Source organism: Pustulibacterium marinum (assembly GCF_900116665.1).
GTDB classification, from domain to species: domain Bacteria; phylum Bacteroidota; class Bacteroidia; order Flavobacteriales; family Flavobacteriaceae; genus Pustulibacterium; species Pustulibacterium marinum.
On record NZ_FPBK01000003.1, the window covers coordinates 238,905 to 259,785 of the forward strand.

Below are 20,881 nucleotides of genomic sequence, written 5' to 3' on the forward strand. Positions count from 1 at the left end.
GACACTACATTTTTATGGAGCCTCAACAATCTCCATATCCTTATACATCACAACATATACGGCATTATTAAAATAATTACCATACGGTTGTTTAATATAGTGAAATTTATTTTCAATGTAAGCTGTTTCGCCTATAAATAATGTGTTTTTTGATAGTGGTTCGCCCTGAGCCAAACGCAATGCAGTATCCATGGTAAGGTCAAAACCTCTCACAGCAAATTTACTTGGGTACTTTTGATATTGTTCATAATAAGATTTAGCAAAAGGCAAATTCAAAGAGGAAGGTTTGTCTATTGTTGGGTATAAAAAATGAAGCTTGTTTAAATATTCATTTCTTACAGCATCTGAATCAAATGCATCGGTTTTGTTAGTTGTAGCCAATTGTACATGAAGAGATTCCGTCGCAAGCGTATTTAGAATATTAGTAATATTTGTTAATGTAGGTACATGATTTGTTTCAGCAAAGACCAAATTTCTTTGTGTTTTCGAAAGTAGAGCGTCAATACCTTTTACAGTAAAGGTTTCCTTGGAAGCAACTGTAGCATTTGGAAAAAGTGCTTTTAGTTTATTTTTAGACACTGTATGCTCCTCATCAGCAAAAATAATTACATGATAATTAGATTCACGCTTCTTTACATAAGATAGTAACGCATCAGACAAATCATTATCGTTTGGAACTGTTGAAAAGATATTACTATAATCCTTCAGATTTTTGTTAGACAAAGGAGCAAATAACGGAATACTATCAAACATGACATTAGAAGCCAATTTATTGAAGTTTTTGGTATACAAAGGGCCTATAATTGCTTGCACACCATTGAACTCTCCTTTTGACGTTAATTGATCTATAACGTACTCATCTCCCTGACTATCTAACACTTTCAAATGCACATTCACTCCTAAATTCTTGAGAGAATCAACAGCTTTTAGCACACCAGAATATATATCTAAAGAAATATTTAAGACTTTGTCTGATCTTAATTTTTTAACCAATTGCGGAACAGAATCAACAGTCAATTCTCCTGCTTTAAAAGGTAAAACTAGTGCCATGCTTACATCGTGTAAACGAATGCTATCTACCAAATTTGTGTGCGATGCTTTAATGAAGTTATGAAAGAATGGTAGCGAATCTGTCTTTTTTCTTGGTAACTTTAAAACCATTCCTGGTTTTAAGCCTGTTAATTTTACTTCAGGATTTAAACGCTCAATCACTTCTTGTGTGTATCCTGAATTTTTCTCTATACTGAAAAAACCTTCTGCTGGTTTTACCGTGTAAAAATCATATTCATTCGCTATAACCTCTTGCTCAGCTTCTACAACCGGAACCCATAAAGTATCTCCCAACTGTAGCGATGCTTTCATATTTGGATTAAGCTCTTTTAAAGCTTCTACAGTAATACCATGATTGGTAGCAACTCTAAAAAGCCCTTCTGATTTTTGAACTACGTAAGGCTTTAATTTTTGAGTTTTGGAAGAATCTATCTTTTTGATTGGAGTTTCTTGAACAGGTTTGTTTTTAATGATTGGAATTTTGATTTTTTCTCCTTTATCCAATTCTCTGCTATATAATTCTGGATTGTATTTTTTAATATCCTCAATAGCAACTTTATATTCTTGAGAAATACCAAATAATGTTTCTTTTCTCTTTACCTTATGCTCAACAAAGGTAACGGACTCTGAATCAGAACCCGTTGCCTTAGGTTGTATAGATTTTGAAGGAATAATGAGTACTGAATTCTCATGAATACCTTTTTGTGCTCCCGGGTTAAACTTATAAATATCATAAGGTTCTATATTGTATTTTTTGGCAATACTTTCTATAGTTTCACCTTTTTGAACCGTATGACTTTTATATCCCTGAGCATTTACTGAAATTACAGTAAACAAAAAAATACCAAGAAAAGAAGCAATAATCTTATTCATTAAAAACTTTTATTTGTTATTCCCACTCAATTGTGGCTGGCGGTTTAGAACTAATGTCGTACACTACTCTATTAACGCCTTTTACTTTATTTATTATCTCGTTAGAGGTTTTTTGTAGAAATTCATACGGAAGATTTACCCAATCGGCTGTCATTCCATCTGTACTTTCTACAGCTCTCAACGCAACACATTTTTCATAGGTACGTTCATCACCCATTACTCCAACACTGTTCACAGGTAATAATATAGCTCCTGCTTGCCAAACTTTATCATACAATCCCCATTCTTTCAAATTATGAATAAAGATATGATCTACTTCTTGAAGAATAGCTACCTTTTCACGAGTAATATCTCCTAAAATACGAATAGCCAATCCTGGACCAGGGAAAGGGTGACGACCTAGTAACTCAGGATTCATTCCTAAACTAGCGCCCACTCTACGTACTTCGTCTTTAAACAACATACGTAATGGCTCTACCACTTTCAATTTCATAAAATCTGGCAAACCACCTACGTTATGGTGACTCTTAATAGTTGCTGAAGGACCATTTACTGATATTGATTCAATAACATCAGGATAAATGGTTCCTTGACCTAACCATTTTGCATCTTCAATTTTGTGTGCTTCATCATCAAAAACTTCAATGAATACACGACCAATTGCTTTACGCTTAGCTTCCGGATCTTCTAATCCTTCTAAAGCATCCATAAAACGGTCTGTAGCATCTACGCCTTTTACGTTTAGCCCCATTCCTTCGTATTGCTGTAAAACAGATTCAAACTCATATTTACGCAACAATCCGTTGTTTACAAAAATACAGTGAAGATTATCACCAATAGCTTTGTTTAACAATACCGCTGCTACAGAAGAATCCACTCCTCCAGAGAGTCCTAAAACAACTTTTTCTGTTCCAACTTGTTTTTTCAAGTCTTCAACAGTCATTTCTACAAAGTTGAACGGTGTCCAGTCTTGTTTTACACCAGCAATTTTCACTAGGAAATTTTCTAGTAAAAGTTTACCGTCTGTTGAGTGATACACTTCTGGGTGAAACTGAATTGCATACGTTTCTTCTCCTTCAATTTTGTAAGCAGCATTTTCAACATCGTGTGTACTTGCAAGTTTCACACCATTTGTTGGCAATTGCTTAATAGTGTCACTATGACTCATCCAAACTTGGCTACCTTCTTCTATTCCTTCAAAGAAAACTTCGTTCTCTTTAATAAAAGAAAGGTTGGCTCTACCATATTCTCGGGTATTGGACGGTTCTACGCTTCCACCTTTAAAATGCGCTAAATATTGCGCACCATAGCAAACCGCTAATAAAGGAACTTTTCCTTTGATTTCAGAAAGATCAGGATGCGGTGCATCTTCTGAACGAACTGAAAACGGTGAGCCAGATAGAATAACCGCTTTAAAATCCGAAACTGTTTCCGGTAAATTGTTGTAAGGATGAATTTCGCAGTAGATATTTAACTCTCTAACGCGACGAGCTATTAATTGGGTATACTGCGAGCCGAAATCTAAAATTAAAACATTGTGTTGCATGCGCAAAAATAGCATTAAATGAAGAATCTAAAAATGAAGTATTCGATTTTTTAACAAAAGTTATCAAGAAGACAATTATTTACAATATGATAATTAGAATGATTTATTTTATATTTTTATCAAAAATCAATTTTAAAATTTATCAAACAAACAAATTAAACGCTTTTAACTCATGAAAAACACAATACTCGTTGCGCTTTTGTTCTTCTCAAGTATAATGATAGGTCAAAATATGAAAGACGGTTGGACGATTTCTACCCAGAAAACTGTTGATAACTACACTGGAATTGTTGCTGCCAACGGCCGAATTGGTATTTTACCTTCGCAAAAACTTTTTGAAATTGAATCTGTGATTTTGAATAATGTATTTGAAAAGGAATCAGAACTTGGCGTAAGTAAGATTTTGAAAGGGATGAATTTCGGAAACTTAAAAATTGAAATCAATGGAGAAAAAGTTTCTAATGATAATGTTTCCGACTGGAAACAGACGCTTAACATGAAAACTGCCGCGTTTACCACGTCTTGCACTTTTAAAAATATAGCTACCATAGAATATACCATTTATGCATTGCGAAATGTTCAATACGCCGGATATATTGATGTTACTATTACTCCAAAAAAGAACTGTGACATTAAAGTTACAGGTCAAATTTTAACTGATAATAGCTATAAAAAACCACTGAGCACTTACCGAGTTCTGCGAGACAATGAAACTACAATGCCCATTTTACAAACTGTTGCGAAAAGTCAGTTTGAAAAACATACTGTAGCTACTACTGCTACTTTTGTTTGGCCAAATATCAATTCGGGTAGAGCTGAACAACGTCCGGAACTGACACATGAAAAAATTTCAGACTTTCAAAACACGCTATCCTTCTCCAAAACATTGAAAAAGAACGAATCCTACAATTTTGTTTGGACTGCTGCAGAATGTACAACGCAAGATTTTGATGATCCTCAAACAGAATCAGAGCGTTTTGTAATATTCAATCTGTTAACTCCGAAAAAAGATTTACTTGCACAACACAAAAAATTATGGGAGACACTTTGGGAGGGCGACATTATTATTGAAGGAGATTTGCAATCTCAATTAGATGTTCGTTTGGCGCTATATCATTTGTATGCATTTTCTAGAGGAGATTCAAACTTAAGTATTTCTCCAATGGGCCTTTCGTCTCAAGGTTACAATGGACATATTTTTTGGGATACCGAACTTTGGATGTATCCACCTTTATTATTACTTAACCAAGATATCGCAAAATCATTGGTGAATTATAGATCAGACAGAATTGAAAAAGCGAAAGAAAAAGCAATTAACTTTGGTTATAAAGGAGCCATGTTTCCTTGGGAAAGTGATGATACAGGAGAAGAAGCTACACCGGCTTGGGCATTAACCGGAACTTTTGAACATCATATCACAGCAGATATTGCTATTGCATTTTGGAATTATTACCGCGTAACGAAAGACAAAAAATGGCTTGAAGAGCGTGGCTATCCTATGTTGAAAGAAATTGCAGCGTATTGGGTAAGTCGTGCTACAAAAAATTCAGACGGAAGTTATTCTATTAAAAATGTGGTTGGCGCAAATGAGTTTGCACCAAATGTTGATGATAATGCTTTTACCAATGGAGCTGCCATAACTGCTTTGGAATTTGCAACTAAAGCCGCCAAAGAATTAGAAAAAGAACCTGTACAAATTTGGGATGAAGTAGCAAAAAACATCAAACTACATTACTTTCCTGATGGTATTACCATGGAACATGCTCAATACAAGGGTGAAATAATTAAACAGGCCGATGTAAATCTATTGTCATATCCACTTCATATTGTAACAGATAAAGAACACATTGTGAAAGATCTAAAATATTATGAGCCAAAATTGGCTGAAGAAGGACCAGCAATGGCACAATCGGTTTTCGCAATTTTATATGCCAGACTTGGCGATAGTAAAGAAGCATTCCGACTTTTTAAAAGAAGTTATGAACCCAACAAGCGACAACCATTTGGAGCTTTAGCTGAAGCAGCTACGAGTAACAACCCTTATTTTGCTACCGGAGCTGGCGGCATGTTGCAGATTGTTTTATTTGGTTTTGGAGGACTTGATATTACGGACGAAGGAATAATTCAAAAGAATCCTATCCTCCCTAAAGAATGGAAGTCTTTAATAATCAAAGGAATTGGACCTGATAAGAAAACTTACACAATTACTCATTAGAAAAAGTTTAAAAAAATGTAATAAAAACACTTGGCAAATTACATAGAATCGTTTTATATTTGCACTGCTTTTGCGGGAGTAGCTCAGTTGGTAGAGCGTCAGCCTTCCAAGCTGAATGTCGCGAGTTCGAACCTCGTCTCCCGCTCTTTTCTTTCTGAAATTTTTCCCCTTTATTTTTTTTAGAATATAGAATACCCGGTTTTGGTGGTTAACCTCTCCAAAACCTCCATACCCATATATGAGTTTCCTTTTTCATTTAATCTTGGACTCCAAACAGCTACACTGTATTGACCAGGATGAACGGCAACAATACCACCTCCAACACCACTTTTTCCAGGTAGCCCCACTCTAAAAGCAAATTCTCCTGACTCATCATAAAACCCACAAGTTTGCATTATTGCATTTACACGTTTCGCCTGTCTAGATTCTATAAAAACTTCTTCGGTTTCTACTAACCTCCCTTTATTCGCAAAAATTAAAAATGCTTTTGACAGATCTTTGCAAGACATTTCCAAACTACATTGATAAAAGTAGAAATCTAAAATATCATTTACTTCATTTTGAATGTTACCAAAAGATTTCATCAAATTAGCCAAAGCAGCATTTCTATATCCATGAGATTTTTCAGAAAGCGCAACCTTTTCATTATAATCTATAGAAGGATTTCCTGAAATTTTTCTAACGAAATTGAGTAATGCTTCTTTTGGATTTTGATAATGAGACATTAAAATATCTGCTACAACAATAGCTCCTGAGTTTATAAATGGATTTCTAGGAATTCCATTCTCATACTCCAGTAATGTTAATGAATTAAAAGGATCTCCAGAAGGTTCTACATCGACTCTTTTCCAAATGTCCTTATCAAGGACTTTGTAAGCTAAAATCAATGAGAATACTTTGGAAATACTTTGAATAGAAAATTTTTCTTCAGCATCACCAAAACTATATCCTTTATTATCCACACTATGTAAATGCATACCTAGTTTTCCCGGATCTACATTGGTAAGTTCAGGGATGTAATTTGCTACTAACCCTTCATTTTCCAGTAAAGAAACTTCTTCTTTTATTTCGTTTAAAATGAGTTGATAATCCATTAATTAAAATTGATTTCAGAATTGGTTTCTAATTCATACGGCTCTTTTCCTTGTTCAAAAATACGTGCAGAAAGTGTTCCTTTTAGATAAATCACATCGTCCTTTACGTGTAACCAACTTCCTTCTCGAATTCCCACAACAGGCTGAGTATTGATAGTATGAAATTCTTTAATGCGAGTTTCTCTAGTTTCTCCCATGTGCTTACTACCTTCAATAGGGTCTTGATAATGAGGATTGATGTTAAAAGGAACCAGACCAAATGTTTTAAAACTTGGCGGATAAACGATTGGCATATCATTGGTAGTTTGCATAGTAAGACCTGTAATATTACTTCCAGCACTTGATCCCATGTACAAAGTTCCATTTATAACCGCTTTACGAATAGGTTCCAAAACTTGTTGCTTGTAAAGCTGCGTAACCAGTAAAAATGTATTTCCACCACCTACAAAAATAGCTTCTGCATCTTCAACAGCTTTCACAGGATTTTCAAATGTATGAAGTCCCACAACTTTTTTTCCTATCGTTGCTAAACCTTTTGCAGCAATAGCAGTGTAGTCATCATGCGAAATTCCTCCCGGACGTGCATATGGCACAAATAAAATAGTAGAAATACCCTTAAAAAATTCTTCTAATTCTGGCAATATATACGACAAGTATGTTCCTCCATGAACGGTTGAAGTACTTGCAATGATCATATTTTTCATAGCTCTCAAAAATTTGGAGTAAATTTAAGGAAGAAGAAATACAATTAACAAAAGTTTATCGGACGGATTCTTTCAATTTTGAAAAAGTTGTAATTTCTTTACTATAATATTGTAGCATTATGAATAGAAACTTTACATATTACACTTTTTACATTCTTATATTCTTCACAACGTTGGTTTTTAGTCAAACAGAAGAAAGGGTACCATTAAGAGGACAAGTAATTTATAAAAACATCAATATTTCGGACGAAAGCGTTATCAACGTAACGAATGAAACTGTAGTAATGACAGATAGCGGCGGACAATTTGTTATTGATGTGAAACCGGGCGATATACTAGCCTTTACATCCCTAAACTACGAATTAGCTTCTGTAGAAGTCACACAGGACATCATAGATAATGGCAGGTTGATTGTTGAAGTAGACGAGAAAATTAATGAGTTGGACGAAGTGGTAATTACTCCAGAGAATACCGAAAAGTTTTTGAATGCCAAGAGTGAACAACTTAGTTCGTACGGTGAATATAGTTACGAGAGAGACGACGCTACAGAGATTAAACTAGAAGACAACGAAGCCTTGCCTATACAAGTAAGAGGATTGCAAAATGGACTTAACTTTACCAATATTGCTCGTGTACTCTTCAAAGGAAATAAAGAAACTAGTGAAACTTCTGCTGCACCAAAATTAAATTTGAGCGAAATAGTACTACAACTTTATGACAAAGAATTTTTTGTAGTGGATTTAAAAATACCTAAAGATAAAATAAAAGATTTCACCTACTATTTAGATGATCAATCTTTCTCTAGAGATTTATTGCAAAAAGATAACGAGTTTCAATTTGTAGATTATCTAATCAATCAAAGCAAAGAATACAGAAAAACACTTTCTGAGGAATAGCTATGTGTTTTGTTTCATTTCGCTAAACACAATTTACAGCAAAACCATTTCGTTTTATTAAAAAAATGAGACATTTGTGTTTATGAAATTTATCAAAACATTCATTCTACTCATCTCATTTGTGTCTTTAAGTGCATTTACAATGCATAAATTCTATGTGAGCACAACCCAAGTAAATTATTCTGAAAAAGACAAATCACTTCAAATCACGTCCAGATTATTTATAGATGATTTTCAGCAAACTTTGAATGACCGATATGCTATTGATTCCAAATTAGCTACAGAAAAGGAATTAAAAAATATTGATCTATACATAGAAAAATATTTCATTCAAAAATTGAAGATTTCCATTAATGGAAACAAAACACAATTCAATTATATAGGGCACGAATACGAAGACGATGTAATAAAAGTATATACCGAAATTCCTGAAATTGATAAATCTAATCTCCAATCTATTCAAATTGAAAACATCCTTCTAATGGATGAATTTTCAGATCAACAGAATATTATACACTTCAAAATAGGAGATTTCCGTAGAAGTTTCAATCTAATAAACGGAAATGATAAAGCTATGTTAAAAATTTAACATAAAGCTAACATTTTCAATTTTTTAGTTATTTTTCGATTCTAATTAAACTCCAATATAAAACCCAACTTTCATGAACAAGTTTGCTTTCAGGTTCTTTGCGGTTTTTTTTGCTTTTTCACTCATAGCTACTGCCCAGGAAAAAGAGGAAAAAACAGAAAAAGAAAAAGGACACAGTAACACCAATCGTTTCAAACAACTTTATGAGGAATTCTCCACTCCAAACATGTTTAGAACTGCCTCTGGAGCTCCTGGACCAAATTATTATCAGCAGCAAGCCGATTACAATATGGATATTGAGCTTGACGATAAAAACCAGAAACTATATGGTGAAGAAACCATTACATATACCAATAACTCTCCAGATGTTTTAGAGTTTCTATGGATGCAGCTTGACCAAAATGTACGTAGCAAAGATTCTAAAAGTCCACTTATAGAAAGTGAAGCTTTAAGACCGGCTACACAACCACAATCTTTTGCTCAAAATTACATGGAAGAACCATTTGACGGCGGATTCAATATAGAATCAGTAACCGATGAAGATGGTAAACCTCTAAAATACACTATCAACCAAACTATGATGCGTATAGATATTCCAACTCCTTTAAAACCGGGAGGTAAAGTATCTTTCAATGTTAAATGGTGGTACAATGTTAATAACCACGTAGTAAATAGAGCTCGTTCTGGTTATGAACATTTTGACAAAGATGGAAACAACCTGTATATCATTGCTCAATTCTACCCAAGAATGTGTGTGTATAGTGATGTAGAAGGTTGGCAAAATATCCAATTCTGGGGAAGAGGAGAATTTGCGCTTCCTTTTGGAAATTTCAACGTAAATATTACTGCTCCTGCAGACCATATTTTGGACGGAACAGGAGTTTTGGAAAACAGAAAGAAAGTATTCAGTAATAAAGAATATAAGAGATGGGAAGAAGCTCAAGAAAGTTATGATAAACCAGTAGTTATTGTAACACAAGAAGAAGCTGAAGCCAAAGAGAAAGAATTCTCTAAGAAGAAAAAAACATGGAATTTCGTAGCAACAAACGTTCGTGATTTTGCATTTGCTTCCTCTAGAAAATTCATCTATGATGCCATGGCTGTTGATATCAACGGCAAAAAAGTAATGGCTATTTCTTTGTATCCAAAAGAAGGAAATCCACTTTGGGGAGATTACTCTACAAAAGCAGTTTCGGCAACTTTAAGAAGCTATTCTAAATACACATTTGATTACCCTTACCATAAAGCAATTTCAGTTCATTCTAAAAATCAAGGAATGGAATATCCTATGATTTGTTGGAACTATGGTAGACCAAATGAAGACGGAAGCTATTCTGATCGTGTAAAATATGGTATGATAAGCGTTATCATCCATGAAGTTGGTCACAATTTCTTCCCAATGATTGTAAATTCTGATGAGCGTCAATGGACGTGGATGGATGAAGGTTTGAATACTTTTATGCAATACTTAGCTGAACAAAATTTCCAAAAAGAATATTTACCAGATTTAGATGCATATCCATCAAGAAGAGGACCAGCTAGTAAAATAGTACCTTACATGAATGGTGATCAAAGTCACATTTCTCCAATCATGTCAAACTCAGAAAACATCTATCAATTTGGTTCTAATGCGTATGCAAAACCAGCAACAGCTTTAAACATTTTGAGAGAAACTGTTATGGGTCCGGAATTATTTGATCATGCATTTATGACCTATGCACAGCGTTGGAAATTTAAGCATCCAACTCCAGAAGATTTTTTCCGTACTATGGAAGATGCTTCTGCAGTTGATCTTGATTGGTTCTGGAGAGGTTGGTTCTACACTACAGAATACGTAGACATGGGCGTTACAGACGTTAAAAGATATTATGTAAGTAGCGAACCTAACCAAGAAGTGAAAGAATTAGCTGCACAACGTGGTATGAGTCTTTCAGATTTACCTCCATTAGTTTACATGATTCCAGAAGATAGTGAAGATTATAAAGATGCCTTGAAAAATGGTTCTATATTAGATAATTCAACATCTTTAAATGAGTTTATAATGGATAACTTTTCTGCGTCAGAAAGAAGTAAATTAAAAACTCCAAAATACTTTTATCAAGTAACCTTTGAAAAACCAGGAGAAATTCCAATGCCACTTATCGTTGAATATACGTATGCTGATGGAAGCAGTGAAATTGTAAAATATCCTGCTCAAGTTTGGAGAAAGAATGATCTTGAAGTGAAAAAAGTTATTGCTTCAGATAAAGAATTGATAAGTGTTACTGTAGATCCAAAAGAAGAAACAGCCGATGTTGATGTAACCAACAACATGTGGCCAAAACAAGAAGTTGAGTCTGATTTTGACAAGTTCAAAGACAGCAAAAAATAATAGTTTTCTATATTAATTTTCAAAAGCCGACCTAAATAGTCGGCTTTTTTGTTTTTATTAAAATAACTGCTAGCCCTATTTCATAAAATTCTTGTTACTTTTGCATTGATTATGATGCAACAACAACTTACAATTGCTGTAGACTTTGACGGAACAATCGTAGAAGATGCTTATCCCGGGATTGGCTCTCCTATGCTTTTTGCGTTTGACACCCTGAAAAAAATTCAGGAAGAAGGTCATATTTTAATTTTGTGGACTTACAGAAGCGGAAAAAAGCTAGATGAAGCTGTTAACTTTTGTAAAGAAAACGGAATTGAATTTTATGCAGTAAATAAAAGTTATCCTGAAGAGGTATATACCGAAGAAATCAGTAGAAAAATCAATGCAGATATTTTTATTGATGATAGAAATTTTGGTGGTATGGTAAGTTGGGGACGTATTTATCAAGAATTATTTCAAACACAACCGGAAAAGCCTCAGAAAAAAAGAGGGCTTTTTTCCTTTATAAGAAAATAACAAGAATTATGATTATCACTAAAACACCGGAAGAAATTGAATTAATGCGGGAAAGTGCTCTTATTGTTTCTAAAACTTTAGGAATGTTGGCCAAAGAGCTTAAACCTGGTGTTACAACAAATCAACTAGATAAAAAAGCCGAAGAATTCATTAGAGACCACGGTGCAGAACCTGGATTTTTAGGTCTTTACGGTTGCCCTTCTACGCTACTTACATCTGTAAACGAAGCGGTGGTTCACGGTTTACCAACTGACAAACCTTTGGAAGAAGGTGATGTTGTAGCCATTGATTGCGGTGCTTTAAAAAACGGATTTTACGGAGATCATGCATACACGTTTGAACTAGGTGAAGTAAACCCTGAAACCAAAAAATTATTAGACATTACCAAAGAATCTCTTTATGTTGGAATTCGTGAGTTCAAACATGGTAATAGAGTTGGTGATGTAGGTTTCGCTATTCAAAACTTCTGTGAAAAAGAGGGATACGGTGTTGTAAGAGAATTGGTTGGTCATGGATTAGGTAAAAAAATGCATGAAGATCCAGAAATGCCAAATTATGGCAAAAGAGGCCGAGGTAAGAAATTTGTAGAAGGAATGGTTGTTGCCATTGAACCGATGATTAATTTAGGTACGCACCGCATAAAACAGCTTCAAGATGGTTGGACTATAGTTACCAGAGATGGAAAACCATCGGCTCACTTTGAACATGATGTAGCTTTGGTAAATGGTAAACCAGAAATCTTATCCACTTTCGCATACATTTACGAAGCACTTGGTATACAATCTGACGAAGAAAAAGAATTCAGACAAAACGAATTAGTTTTATAAAGATTGAAAAAGCTCTTTAAACTTGTTTTAAACACGGTTCCCAGACCGCTATTGATTCGTTTAAGTTACGTAGCAAGACCTGCATTAGCTTTAGCCTTAAAAGGTTCTCGATTTACTGATCCTATTGACGGAAAAAGTTTTCGAGAATTTTTACCTTATGGCTATGGCAAACAGCGCAGCAATGTACTTTCTCCTTCAACACTTTCATTGGAAAGACATCGTCTTCTTTGGTTATACCTAAAGAGTGAAACAGATTTCTTCACTGGAACTCACAAAGTTTTACATTTTGCTCCGGAACAGGCGTTTTACAAACGTTTCAGAAAACTGAAAAACCTAGAGTATACAACTACAGATTTAAATTCTCCATTAGCTGATGTGAAGGCTGATATTTGTAATCTTCCGTTTGACGATAATAGCTACGATATCATTTTATGCAACCATGTATTGGAACATATCCCAGATGACACAAAAGCTATGCACGAATTGTTTAGAGTTTTAAAACCAAGTGGTTTTGCTATTTTACAGATTCCACAGGATTACAATAGAGAAACTACTTTTGAAGATAATACGATTACTGATCCAAAGAAAAGAGCAGAAATTTTTGGGCAGTATGATCATGTTCGTGTTTACGGGCTTGATTATTTTGATAAGCTACGCTCCATTGGTTTTAAAGTTGACGAAGTAGATTACACCAATAAAATAACACACGAACTCGTAGAAAAATATTGTTTAGCTCCGGGAGAAATTATTCCGGTTTGCTACAAGCCATAAAATAAAAAAAGCTGCATACTGCAGCTTTTTTTTATTTATTCTACAACTAACTTTTTGAAGTTTTCCGTTTGATAGAATTGTTCTTCGTTCGCTTCATCCATATAAATGAAATAAGCATAAATATCTTGATGAGAAGCTAGAAATTCAATGCTTTTTTCTACATCCATGACCATAAAAGCAGTAGCTAAACCATCAGCACGCATGGTCGTTGGCGCCAAAATGGTTGCGCTAAGCAGTTTACCTTTTTGTGGTTTTCCCGTTTTAGGATTCATGGTATGCACATATTTTTCACCGGTAATAGAGTCAATTTTCACTTTTCTATAGTTACCCGAAGTTGCCATACCCAAATTCTTCAATTTTATCTTAGCTATAAGCGTACGCTCTCCGTTAGGATCTTGAAGAGGATCATCTATTCCTACAATCCATTCTTTTTGTTTTGCCTCGTTTACTCCAATAGCAGCTAATTCACCTCCAACTTCAACAATAGCGTTTTGTACACCTTTCGATTTTAAAAAATCTATCAAAACATCTACTGAATATCCTTGGGCAATAGAATTAAAATCCAAATAACTTTCTGGATACATTTTAGCTATGGTACTATCTTCATTAACTGCAATTTTCTGTAGTCCTACATATTGCAACACGCTGTCTAATTGTTCTTGATTAAGACGCAATGTTTGCTTTTTAGGGCCAAAACCATATATATCCATCAATATACCTACTGTGGGATCAAAAAGACTATCAGATTCCCTAAAAATAACTTTAGAGGCGTTTAAAACTTTTATAAAATGATCATCAACAACTACTGAGTTATCACCTTCATTCAATCGACTAATCATGGAGGTCGGCAAATAGGTTGACATCGATTCATCAATCACTTGAAAAATGGAATCCAAAGATTCTTTAGTAACTACATTATCAGTAGAAAAATATTTTACTGCATAAGTACTCCCTTGGGCTCTGCCATTAATCACATATTCTTGAACTTCGTTTTTCTCTTCATTACAACCAACAAAGAGCAAACAAATGGTAAAAATAATTCCTATCGTTTTCATTAAATTTCAATTATTCCATTATAATTAACCACGTAATCTTCTTCAGAAGAAATTGGTTTTTCATAGTCAATTGCATTAGCTAAACCTACTCCAGCATAATATGTGGCCGCATTGAATTTGCTCGCATGTTGTTTTATAGTTTCCATAAAAACATAGTCAATCTCATGAGGGTTTTCAGGATATGAAATTGCCCTTACAACAACAAAATGCTTCTTTCTTTTGGAATCTACACAAACAAATTGAGGATCTCTCTTTGGCTGACTATTCACCGCCAGAAATTCCCATCCCTTTGCTTCCAACTCCTTTCCTACGATATTCATAGCTAAATTATGAAGTTCCTGTTCATCTAATATTTTCATGCTACAAATCTATGTCTTGAAATGATATAAATAAAAAAAACCGACATGTAATTATGTCGGTTTTTTTTATTTATATATGCTAGAATTTAATTATCCTCCGAAGTCATCAAAACGAACATTCTCTTTTGGAACACCCCAGTCTTCACACATGTTAACAACTGCCTTGTTCATCATTGGTGGACCACAGAAATAGAATTCAATATCTTCAGGAGCATCATGATGCGATAAATAATTATCTATCACTGCCTGGTGTACAAATCCTATAAATCCGTCTCCTTCGCTTTCAATATTCTCTTTTACTTTCCAATTGTCTTCAGGAAGAGGTTCAGAAAGTACTAAATAGAATTTGAAGTTAGGGAACTCTTTTTCTAATTCGTAGAAATGATCTAAATAGAACAATTCACGCTTAGAACGACCTCCATACCAATAAGAAACTTTTCTTCCGGTTTTTAAGGTTTTGAATAGGTGATATAAATGCGAACGCATTGGCGCCATACCAGCTCCACCACCTACATATAACATCTCTGCATCACTATCATGGTTAATGAAGAATTCACCATAAGGACCAGAAATAGTTACTTTATCACCTTGCTTTCTAGAAAATATGTACGAAGACGCTACACCAGGATTTACATCCATCCATCCACCTTTTGCTCTATCGAAAGGTGGCGTTGCAATACGCACATTCAACATAATATCTCTTCCTTCTGCAGGGTAAGAAGCCATTGAGTAAGCTCTTTCAACGGTCTCAGCATTTTTCATTACTAAAGGCCATAACTTGAACTTATCCCACTCCATTTGGAATTTATCAGGAGTTTCATGCTCTTCTGGGTGAGCAGTGATATCAATATCAGAATATTTTACTTCACATGGTGGAATTTCAATCTGAATATATCCTCCTGCTTCGTAATCCATATCCTCAGGAATACGCACAACGAATTCTTTAATAAAAGACGCCACGTTATAATTACGTACAACTTCAGCTTCCCATTTTTTAATACCGAAGATCTCTTCTGGAACCTCGATTACCATGTCTTGTTTTACCTTAACCTGACAACCTAATCTCCAACCTTCTTTTAATTCTTTTCTAGTGAAGTGAGGAGTCTCAGTAGGTAATGCTTCTCCACCACCTTCTTTAACTTTACACTTACACTGAATACAAGTACCACCTCCACCACACGCAGATGGTAAGAAGATTTTACTATTACCTAAAGTACCTAGTAAAGAACCTCCTGATGATACTTCTAAATCTCTTTCTCCATTAATTTTCAACGTAACAGGACCAGAAGGAACCAACTTTGATTTCGCTCCTAAAAGGATAGCTACTAATAAAAGAATTAATGCTAAGAAAACTATTAAACTTGCTACAATTACCATAATAATTTCTCTCTGTTACTAATTATATTTTAATACCCATAAAGCTCATAAATCCAATTGCCATTAATCCGGTAATGATAAATGTAATACCAAGACCTCTTAATGGAGCAGGAACATTTGAGTATGTGATTTTTTCTCTAATTGCTGCAATTGCTAAAATTGCTAAGAACCATCCAATACCAGAACCTAGTCCGTATGTTGCAGCCATTCCCACATTAGGAAAATCCTTCTGCTGCATGAATAACGATCCTCCAAGAATTGCACAGTTTACAGCGATAAGTGGCAAGAATATACCTAACGAACCGTATAAAGCAGGTGCAAATTTTTCAACAATCATTTCTACCAATTGTACCATAGATGCTACAACAGCTATAAACATAATGAAACTCAAGAAACTTAAATCGATAGTGGCATATTCTGGTCCTAACCAACTTAAAGCTCCTGATTTCAATAAATAATTATCTAACAAGTAGTTTACAGGAACAGTAACTGTTAATACAAAGATTACAGCAGCCCCTAAACCTACAGCTGTTTTCACGTTTTTGGAAACAGCCAAATAAGAACACATCCCCAAGAAATATGCAAAAATCATATTATCTATAAAGATACTCCTTACAAAAAGACTAAAATACTCAACCATTTTTATAAATATTTTTGGTTTTACAACCGATTAGTGAGTTTCAATTAATTTTCTGTTCTTCATTCTCTGGAACCAGATAATGATACCAACTACGATCAATGCCATTGGTGATAACAACATTAAACCGTTGTTTTCATATCCTAAAGCATATAATCCTGTTGATTCTGCTACTGTAACTCCTTTATGACCTAAAACTTCAAAACCAAATAATTTTCCAGAACCTAAAAGCTCTCTGAAAAATGCAACGATTATAAGAATCACACCATAACCAAGTGAGTTACCAATACCATCTAAAACAGATTTCCAAGGACCATTACCAAGTGCAAATGCTTCCAAACGCCCCATTACGATACAGTTGGTAATAATCAAACCAACGAATACCGAAAGCTGCTTACTTACATCGTAGGCAAATGCTTTAAGAACCTGGTCAACCAAAATTACCAATGCAGCTACAATTACAAGCTGAACGATGATACGAATACGGTTTGGAATTAAGTTTCTTAATAATGAAACGATCAAGTTACTAAAAACAACTACCGCCATTACCGCCAAAGCCATAACTATTGCTGGCCTTAACTGAACTGTAATTGCCAATGCCGAACAAATACCCAAAACCTGAACAGAAATAGGGTTATTATCGTTCAACGGATCGGTCATTAATTTTCTGTTTGCTTTAGAAAAAAGAGGTTCTTTTTCCTTTGCTACAAAAAGAACTACGGGAGCTTTTTTGCTGTTGTTATTTGCTTTATTCTCCATACCTAATTAATTTAAAGCCACTTTAGACTGTTCCTTTTTAAAGTAGTTCAAGTAGTGCTCTAATCTTTCTTTGATCATGTTTTCTACACCTCTACTTGTAATGGTTGCTCCAGAAATTGCATCAATTGCATTGTCATTTCCTTGACTTCCACCTTTCATCACAGTAATCCCAACAAAATTTCCATTTTCGTCTTCAATTTTCTTATCTGAAAATCGTTCTTGAAAATAGGTTTGTGTGATTTCTGCTCCTAAACCTGGAGTTTCCCCTTTGTGATCAAATACAACACCTTTAATTGTGTTCATATCATCATCAAGAGCTACATAACCCCAAATAGCATCCCAAAGACCAGCACCACGTAATGGAATTACATAATATTCGCTCCCTTCTTTTTCAGCAATGAATAGAGGAAAACGTTGCTCATCTACAGGTTTTTTAATTTCACTTGTCAAATTAATATTGAAAGCATCTACAGATTCATCAACATCACCATCTTTTGTCAAAGACAATTGATTTTCTTTTTTGAAATATTGATTGAAAGCTGCTTCAGCTTCTGGACGCTCAACCTTAATACCAATAGTGGCTAAGATATTTTGCATTTTTTCTTTTCTGATATTATCATCTTGCATTGGTTTTAGCGACACTGCTGTAAATGCTAGTGCAGATGCTACAACTACAACCATTATAATTGCAAAAATGAAAGTATATGCATTACTATCTCTATTCATGATTACGTAGTTTTTAATTTAGCAGCCAATCTTTTCTTTCTTTTCTTCACACTACCTTCAATCACATAATGATCAATTGTTGGTGCAAAAACATTCATTAAAAGAATTGCCATCATTACTCCTTCTGGGTACGCTGGGTTGAAAATTCTAATCAACAAACAGAACATACCTACAAGAATTCCGTAGATCCATTTTCCTTTCGTAGTTTGTGCTGCAGAAACAGGATCTGTAGCCATAAATACTAAGCCGAAAGCAAATCCACCAACTACCAAATGGTTATACCATGGAAAAGCCATAAGATCATTAGCACTAACTGCGTTGAAAATTAATCCCATACCAATAGCACCAATTAATCCTCCAGCCATAATTCTCCAACTACCAACTCCGGTAATGATAAGAATTAACGCTCCTACTAAAATCCAAAGGGTAGAAGTTTCACCAATAGAACCAGGAATAGCTCCAGAAAACATATCCATTGTACTATATGCAACTTCTTTACCACCTGCTAATTTACCAAGAATAGTTTCTCCTGAAATAGCATCGATATTGGTTGCTTCTGAAACCCAAACTTTGGTACCAGACATATAAGTGGGATATGCAAAAAATGCAAAAGCTCTGGCAGTTAACGCAGGATTCAAAATATTCATCCCTGTTCCTCCAAAAGCTTCTTTACCTATTATTACTGCAAATACCACTGAGATTGCAACCATCCAAAGAGGAATATCAACTGGCATAATTAAAGGAATAAGTAAACCTGTTACTAAATATCCTTCGTTAACCTCGTGACCTCTATAAATTGCGAAAGCAAATTCTATAGCAAGACCAACACCATATGATACCACAACCATTGGAAGTACTTTCCAAAGACCGTACATAAAACAGCTCAAGAACGATAAATCTGATCCTGAAATCTGAGAGAAATGTTGGTAACCTGTATTATACATACCGTAAATTAAAGCTGGTAACAATGCTAAAACAACCGTAATCATGGTTCTTTTAAGATCTACACCATCTCTAATATGCGCTCCTTTTTTAGTAGTATGATTAGGCACATAAAGAAAAGTGTCTAATGCATTAATGGCAGGAGCCCATTTTTCTAATTTTTCACCTTTACCAAAAGGTTTCTTTAGTTCGTCTATTTTATCTCTTAAACTCATACCTACTATATTAGCCTACTTCTTTAATCATTATATCTAAGCCTTCACGAATAATTTCCTGAGCTTCGATTTTAGAAGTACATACATAATCTACTAAAGCGAAATCTTCAGGAGCAACCTCGTAAATACCAAGATTTTCCATTTTTTCAAGATCACCGGCCAAACAAGCTTTGATAAGTTGCATAGGATACACATCCATAGGCATTACTTTCTCCATTTCTCCGGTAACTACTAAAGCTCTTTCTTCACCATTTAAATTGGTAGTAGCTTCGTATTTTTTATTTGGAAACAACCATGCAAAAGAAGTTCTTGCAGTACTGTGAATATAATTATCTTTAAATGGCATCCATCCAAACATACGGTAATTATTTCCTTCTGGAATTACTGTAAGTTCATTATCATAAAAACCAAGATAACCATCAGCAGCAACCTTATCTCCTGTTAACACGTCTCCAGAAATAATTCTAGACTCTGCAGGATTAGTCCCAATGATATCTGCTACAGCAGCACCAATTTTAGCTGAATAATATTGTGGTTTTTCAATAGATGATCCTGCTAAAGAAACTACACGAGTTGCATCAAATTTACCAGTTTCAAATAAGGTTCCAATGATTGCAACATCTTCAGGATTCACAACCCATACTTTTTCACCAGCATTGATAGGATCTACATGATGAATTTGTACTCCAACATTTCCTGCCGGGTGTGGCCCAGAAACATTATGAAGTTGAACACCTTGAATATCTTTTAGCAATGATGAAGCTTTCGCAACACTTACGTGCACTTTTCCTTCCGTAAGCTTTGCCAATGCATTAACACCAGTTTGAAAAGCCTGCTTCTTCTCTTTTAAAACAAAATCAATATCTGCTGCTAACGGAGCCGTGTTTACTGCAGAAATAAAAATTGCTTTTGGAGCATCTGAAGGGTTTGCAATTATATCGTAAGGACGTTGTTTAATGAATGGCCAACAACCGCTGTCAAGCAAAAACTGCCTCACCTCATCACCAGACATAGAGGCTGGAGATTTAGCACCGTGCTCAACATAAGTATCTGTTGCATCCGCTTCAATTAATACATCTAAAATAACGCGCTTGGCACCTCTTCTAATCTCCTTAATTTTTCCACTTACAGGTGCAACGAACTTAATAGAAGGACTATATTTTGAGAAAAATATAGTTTCTCCAGCCTTAACGTCATCACCATCTCTCTTAACCAATTTAGGGGTAACAGTATGAAAATCTGCAGGTTTAATAGAAAAGACTTTTGACCTTGGCGCTTCGGAAAGAACATGTTCTGCCTCTCCTTTCAGCTTGATATCTAAGCCTTTCTTAATACGAATGTCGTTTGACATATTTACTT

19 protein-coding genes and 1 tRNA gene are annotated in these 20,881 nt (G+C 34.7%); 8 read left to right on the forward strand and 12 right to left on the reverse strand.

Annotated elements, in window-relative coordinates; translation table 11 throughout:
* Nucleotides 1-12: 12 nt before the first annotated feature.
* Together BM383_RS07140 and guaA are read right to left on the reverse strand one after the other, a co-directional pair.
* Nucleotides 13-1,923 (reverse strand): amino acid ABC transporter substrate-binding protein, encoded by a 1,911-nt coding sequence (locus BM383_RS07140; RefSeq protein ID WP_093024429.1) that lies wholly within the window; start codon nt 1,921-1,923, stop codon nt 13-15.
* 16 nt (nt 1,924-1,939) lie between these two features.
* The gene (gene guaA, locus BM383_RS07145; RefSeq protein WP_093024430.1) at nt 1,940-3,469 is read right to left on the reverse strand and encodes a glutamine-hydrolyzing GMP synthase; all 1,530 of its coding nucleotides are present in this window, start codon (nt 3,467-3,469) and stop codon (nt 1,940-1,942) included.
* A 172-nt stretch (nt 3,470-3,641) separates the two neighbouring features.
* On the opposite strand from guaA, the gene BM383_RS07150 reads away from it, so the two are divergent.
* Together BM383_RS07150 and BM383_RS07155 are read left to right on the forward strand one after the other, a co-directional pair.
* Entirely contained in the window at nt 3,642-5,684 is a 2,043-nt protein-coding gene (locus tag BM383_RS07150; RefSeq protein ID WP_093024431.1) for a kojibiose hydrolase, read from the forward strand.
* Between the two features lie 72 nt (nt 5,685-5,756).
* Nucleotides 5,757-5,829: transfer RNA gene (locus BM383_RS07155), tRNA-Gly, on the forward strand.
* Nucleotides 5,830-5,863: 34 nt separating this feature from the next.
* On the opposite strand, the gene BM383_RS07160 is transcribed toward BM383_RS07155, so the two are convergent.
* Entirely contained in the window at nt 5,864-6,778 is a 915-nt protein-coding gene (locus BM383_RS07160; protein ID WP_093024432.1) for a glutaminase, read from the reverse strand.
* Nucleotides 6,778-7,482 (reverse strand): dipeptidase PepE, encoded by a 705-nt coding sequence (gene pepE / locus BM383_RS07165; protein ID WP_093024433.1) that lies wholly within the window; start codon nt 7,480-7,482, stop codon nt 6,778-6,780. Before pepE ends, BM383_RS07160 begins: the two co-directional genes overlap by 1 nt.
* A gap of 119 nt (nt 7,483-7,601) precedes the next feature.
* Between pepE and BM383_RS07170 the strand changes: the two genes are divergently transcribed.
* The 6 genes from BM383_RS07170 to BM383_RS07195 all read left to right on the forward strand — a co-directional run bounded on the left by BM383_RS07170 (nt 7,602) and on the right by BM383_RS07195 (nt 13,452).
* Complete coding sequence (locus BM383_RS07170; protein ID WP_093024434.1) at nt 7,602-8,378, forward strand: hypothetical protein; 777 nt, start codon at nt 7,602-7,604, stop codon at nt 8,376-8,378.
* An 82-nt stretch (nt 8,379-8,460) separates the two neighbouring features.
* Entirely contained in the window at nt 8,461-8,967 is a 507-nt protein-coding gene (locus BM383_RS07175; RefSeq protein WP_093024435.1) for a DUF6702 family protein, read from the forward strand.
* A gap of 73 nt (nt 8,968-9,040) precedes the next feature.
* Nucleotides 9,041-11,338, forward strand: a complete 2,298-nt coding sequence (locus BM383_RS07180) for a M1 family metallopeptidase (RefSeq protein WP_093024436.1) — start codon at nt 9,041-9,043, stop codon at nt 11,336-11,338.
* A gap of 114 nt (nt 11,339-11,452) precedes the next feature.
* A complete protein-coding gene (locus BM383_RS07185) occupies nt 11,453-11,854 on the forward strand; it encodes a BT0820 family HAD-type phosphatase (RefSeq protein ID WP_093024474.1) in 402 nt (133 codons plus the stop codon).
* A gap of 8 nt (nt 11,855-11,862) precedes the next feature.
* Nucleotides 11,863-12,681, forward strand: coding sequence for a type I methionyl aminopeptidase (map, locus tag BM383_RS07190; RefSeq protein ID WP_093024437.1), 819 nt, complete (start codon nt 11,863-11,865; stop codon nt 12,679-12,681).
* Between the two features lie 3 nt (nt 12,682-12,684).
* Complete coding sequence (locus tag BM383_RS07195) at nt 12,685-13,452, forward strand: class I SAM-dependent methyltransferase (RefSeq protein WP_093024438.1); 768 nt, start codon at nt 12,685-12,687, stop codon at nt 13,450-13,452.
* A gap of 35 nt (nt 13,453-13,487) precedes the next feature.
* On the opposite strand, the gene BM383_RS07200 is transcribed toward BM383_RS07195, so the two are convergent.
* From BM383_RS07200 to BM383_RS07235, 8 genes are all read right to left on the reverse strand, one after another.
* Nucleotides 13,488-14,507, reverse strand: a complete 1,020-nt coding sequence (locus BM383_RS07200) for an FAD:protein FMN transferase (protein ID WP_093024439.1) — start codon at nt 14,505-14,507, stop codon at nt 13,488-13,490.
* A complete protein-coding gene (locus BM383_RS07205) occupies nt 14,507-14,866 on the reverse strand; it encodes a Na(+)-translocating NADH-quinone reductase subunit F (protein WP_093024440.1) in 360 nt (119 codons plus the stop codon). The genes BM383_RS07200 and BM383_RS07205 overlap by 1 nt, the downstream gene beginning before the upstream one ends.
* Nucleotides 14,867-14,956: 90 nt before the next feature.
* Nucleotides 14,957-16,243 carry an NADH:ubiquinone reductase (Na(+)-transporting) subunit F gene (gene nqrF / locus BM383_RS07210; protein WP_093024441.1) on the reverse strand — a complete coding sequence of 429 codons (1,287 nt, stop codon included), beginning with the start codon at nt 16,241-16,243 and terminating at the stop codon, nt 14,957-14,959.
* A gap of 22 nt (nt 16,244-16,265) precedes the next feature.
* Complete coding sequence (nqrE, locus tag BM383_RS07215; RefSeq protein ID WP_093024442.1) at nt 16,266-16,883, reverse strand: NADH:ubiquinone reductase (Na(+)-transporting) subunit E; 618 nt, start codon at nt 16,881-16,883, stop codon at nt 16,266-16,268.
* Between the two features lie 30 nt (nt 16,884-16,913).
* Nucleotides 16,914-17,639 (reverse strand): NADH:ubiquinone reductase (Na(+)-transporting) subunit D, encoded by a 726-nt coding sequence (locus BM383_RS07220; protein ID WP_093024443.1) that lies wholly within the window; start codon nt 17,637-17,639, stop codon nt 16,914-16,916.
* Between the two features lie 6 nt (nt 17,640-17,645).
* Nucleotides 17,646-18,365 (reverse strand): NADH:ubiquinone reductase (Na(+)-transporting) subunit C, encoded by a 720-nt coding sequence (gene nqrC / locus BM383_RS07225; protein WP_093024444.1) that lies wholly within the window; start codon nt 18,363-18,365, stop codon nt 17,646-17,648.
* Nucleotides 18,366-18,367: 2 nt separating this feature from the next.
* On the reverse strand, nt 18,368-19,522 hold the full coding sequence (locus BM383_RS07230) for an NADH:ubiquinone reductase (Na(+)-transporting) subunit B (protein WP_093024445.1): 1,155 nt from the start codon (nt 19,520-19,522) through the stop codon (nt 18,368-18,370).
* A 10-nt stretch (nt 19,523-19,532) separates the two neighbouring features.
* The gene (locus tag BM383_RS07235; protein WP_093024446.1) at nt 19,533-20,873 is read right to left on the reverse strand and encodes a Na(+)-translocating NADH-quinone reductase subunit A; all 1,341 of its coding nucleotides are present in this window, start codon (nt 20,871-20,873) and stop codon (nt 19,533-19,535) included.
* Between the last annotated feature and the right edge of the window lie 8 nt (nt 20,874-20,881).

Bases quoted from the DNA above. Each gene is read 5' to 3' on its own strand.
- BM383_RS07140 (WP_093024429.1), bottom strand. From the start codon at position 1,923: ATGAATAAGATTATTGCTTCTTTTCTTGGTATTTTTTTGTTTACTGTA.
- guaA (WP_093024430.1), bottom strand. From the start codon at position 3,469: ATGCAACACAATGTTTTAATTTTAGATTTCGGCTCGCAGTATACCCAA.
- BM383_RS07150 (WP_093024431.1), top strand. From the start codon at position 3,642: ATGAAAAACACAATACTCGTTGCGCTTTTGTTCTTCTCAAGTATAATG.
- BM383_RS07160 (WP_093024432.1), bottom strand. From the start codon at position 6,778: ATGGATTATCAACTCATTTTAAACGAAATAAAAGAAGAAGTTTCTTTA.
- pepE (WP_093024433.1), bottom strand. From the start codon at position 7,482: ATGAAAAATATGATCATTGCAAGTACTTCAACCGTTCATGGAGGAACA.
- BM383_RS07170 (WP_093024434.1), top strand. From the start codon at position 7,602: ATGAATAGAAACTTTACATATTACACTTTTTACATTCTTATATTCTTC.
- BM383_RS07175 (WP_093024435.1), top strand. From the start codon at position 8,461: ATGAAATTTATCAAAACATTCATTCTACTCATCTCATTTGTGTCTTTA.
- BM383_RS07180 (WP_093024436.1), top strand. From the start codon at position 9,041: ATGAACAAGTTTGCTTTCAGGTTCTTTGCGGTTTTTTTTGCTTTTTCA.
- BM383_RS07185 (WP_093024474.1), top strand. From the start codon at position 11,453: ATGCAACAACAACTTACAATTGCTGTAGACTTTGACGGAACAATCGTA.
- map (WP_093024437.1), top strand. From the start codon at position 11,863: ATGATTATCACTAAAACACCGGAAGAAATTGAATTAATGCGGGAAAGT.
- BM383_RS07200 (WP_093024439.1), bottom strand. From the start codon at position 14,507: ATGAAAACGATAGGAATTATTTTTACCATTTGTTTGCTCTTTGTTGGT.
- BM383_RS07205 (WP_093024440.1), bottom strand. From the start codon at position 14,866: ATGAAAATATTAGATGAACAGGAACTTCATAATTTAGCTATGAATATC.
- nqrF (WP_093024441.1), bottom strand. From the start codon at position 16,243: ATGGTAATTGTAGCAAGTTTAATAGTTTTCTTAGCATTAATTCTTTTA.
- nqrE (WP_093024442.1), bottom strand. From the start codon at position 16,883: ATGGTTGAGTATTTTAGTCTTTTTGTAAGGAGTATCTTTATAGATAAT.
- BM383_RS07220 (WP_093024443.1), bottom strand. From the start codon at position 17,639: ATGGAGAATAAAGCAAATAACAACAGCAAAAAAGCTCCCGTAGTTCTT.
- nqrC (WP_093024444.1), bottom strand. From the start codon at position 18,365: ATGAATAGAGATAGTAATGCATATACTTTCATTTTTGCAATTATAATG.
- BM383_RS07230 (WP_093024445.1), bottom strand. From the start codon at position 19,522: ATGAGTTTAAGAGATAAAATAGACGAACTAAAGAAACCTTTTGGTAAA.
- BM383_RS07235 (WP_093024446.1), bottom strand. From the start codon at position 20,873: ATGTCAAACGACATTCGTATTAAGAAAGGCTTAGATATCAAGCTGAAA.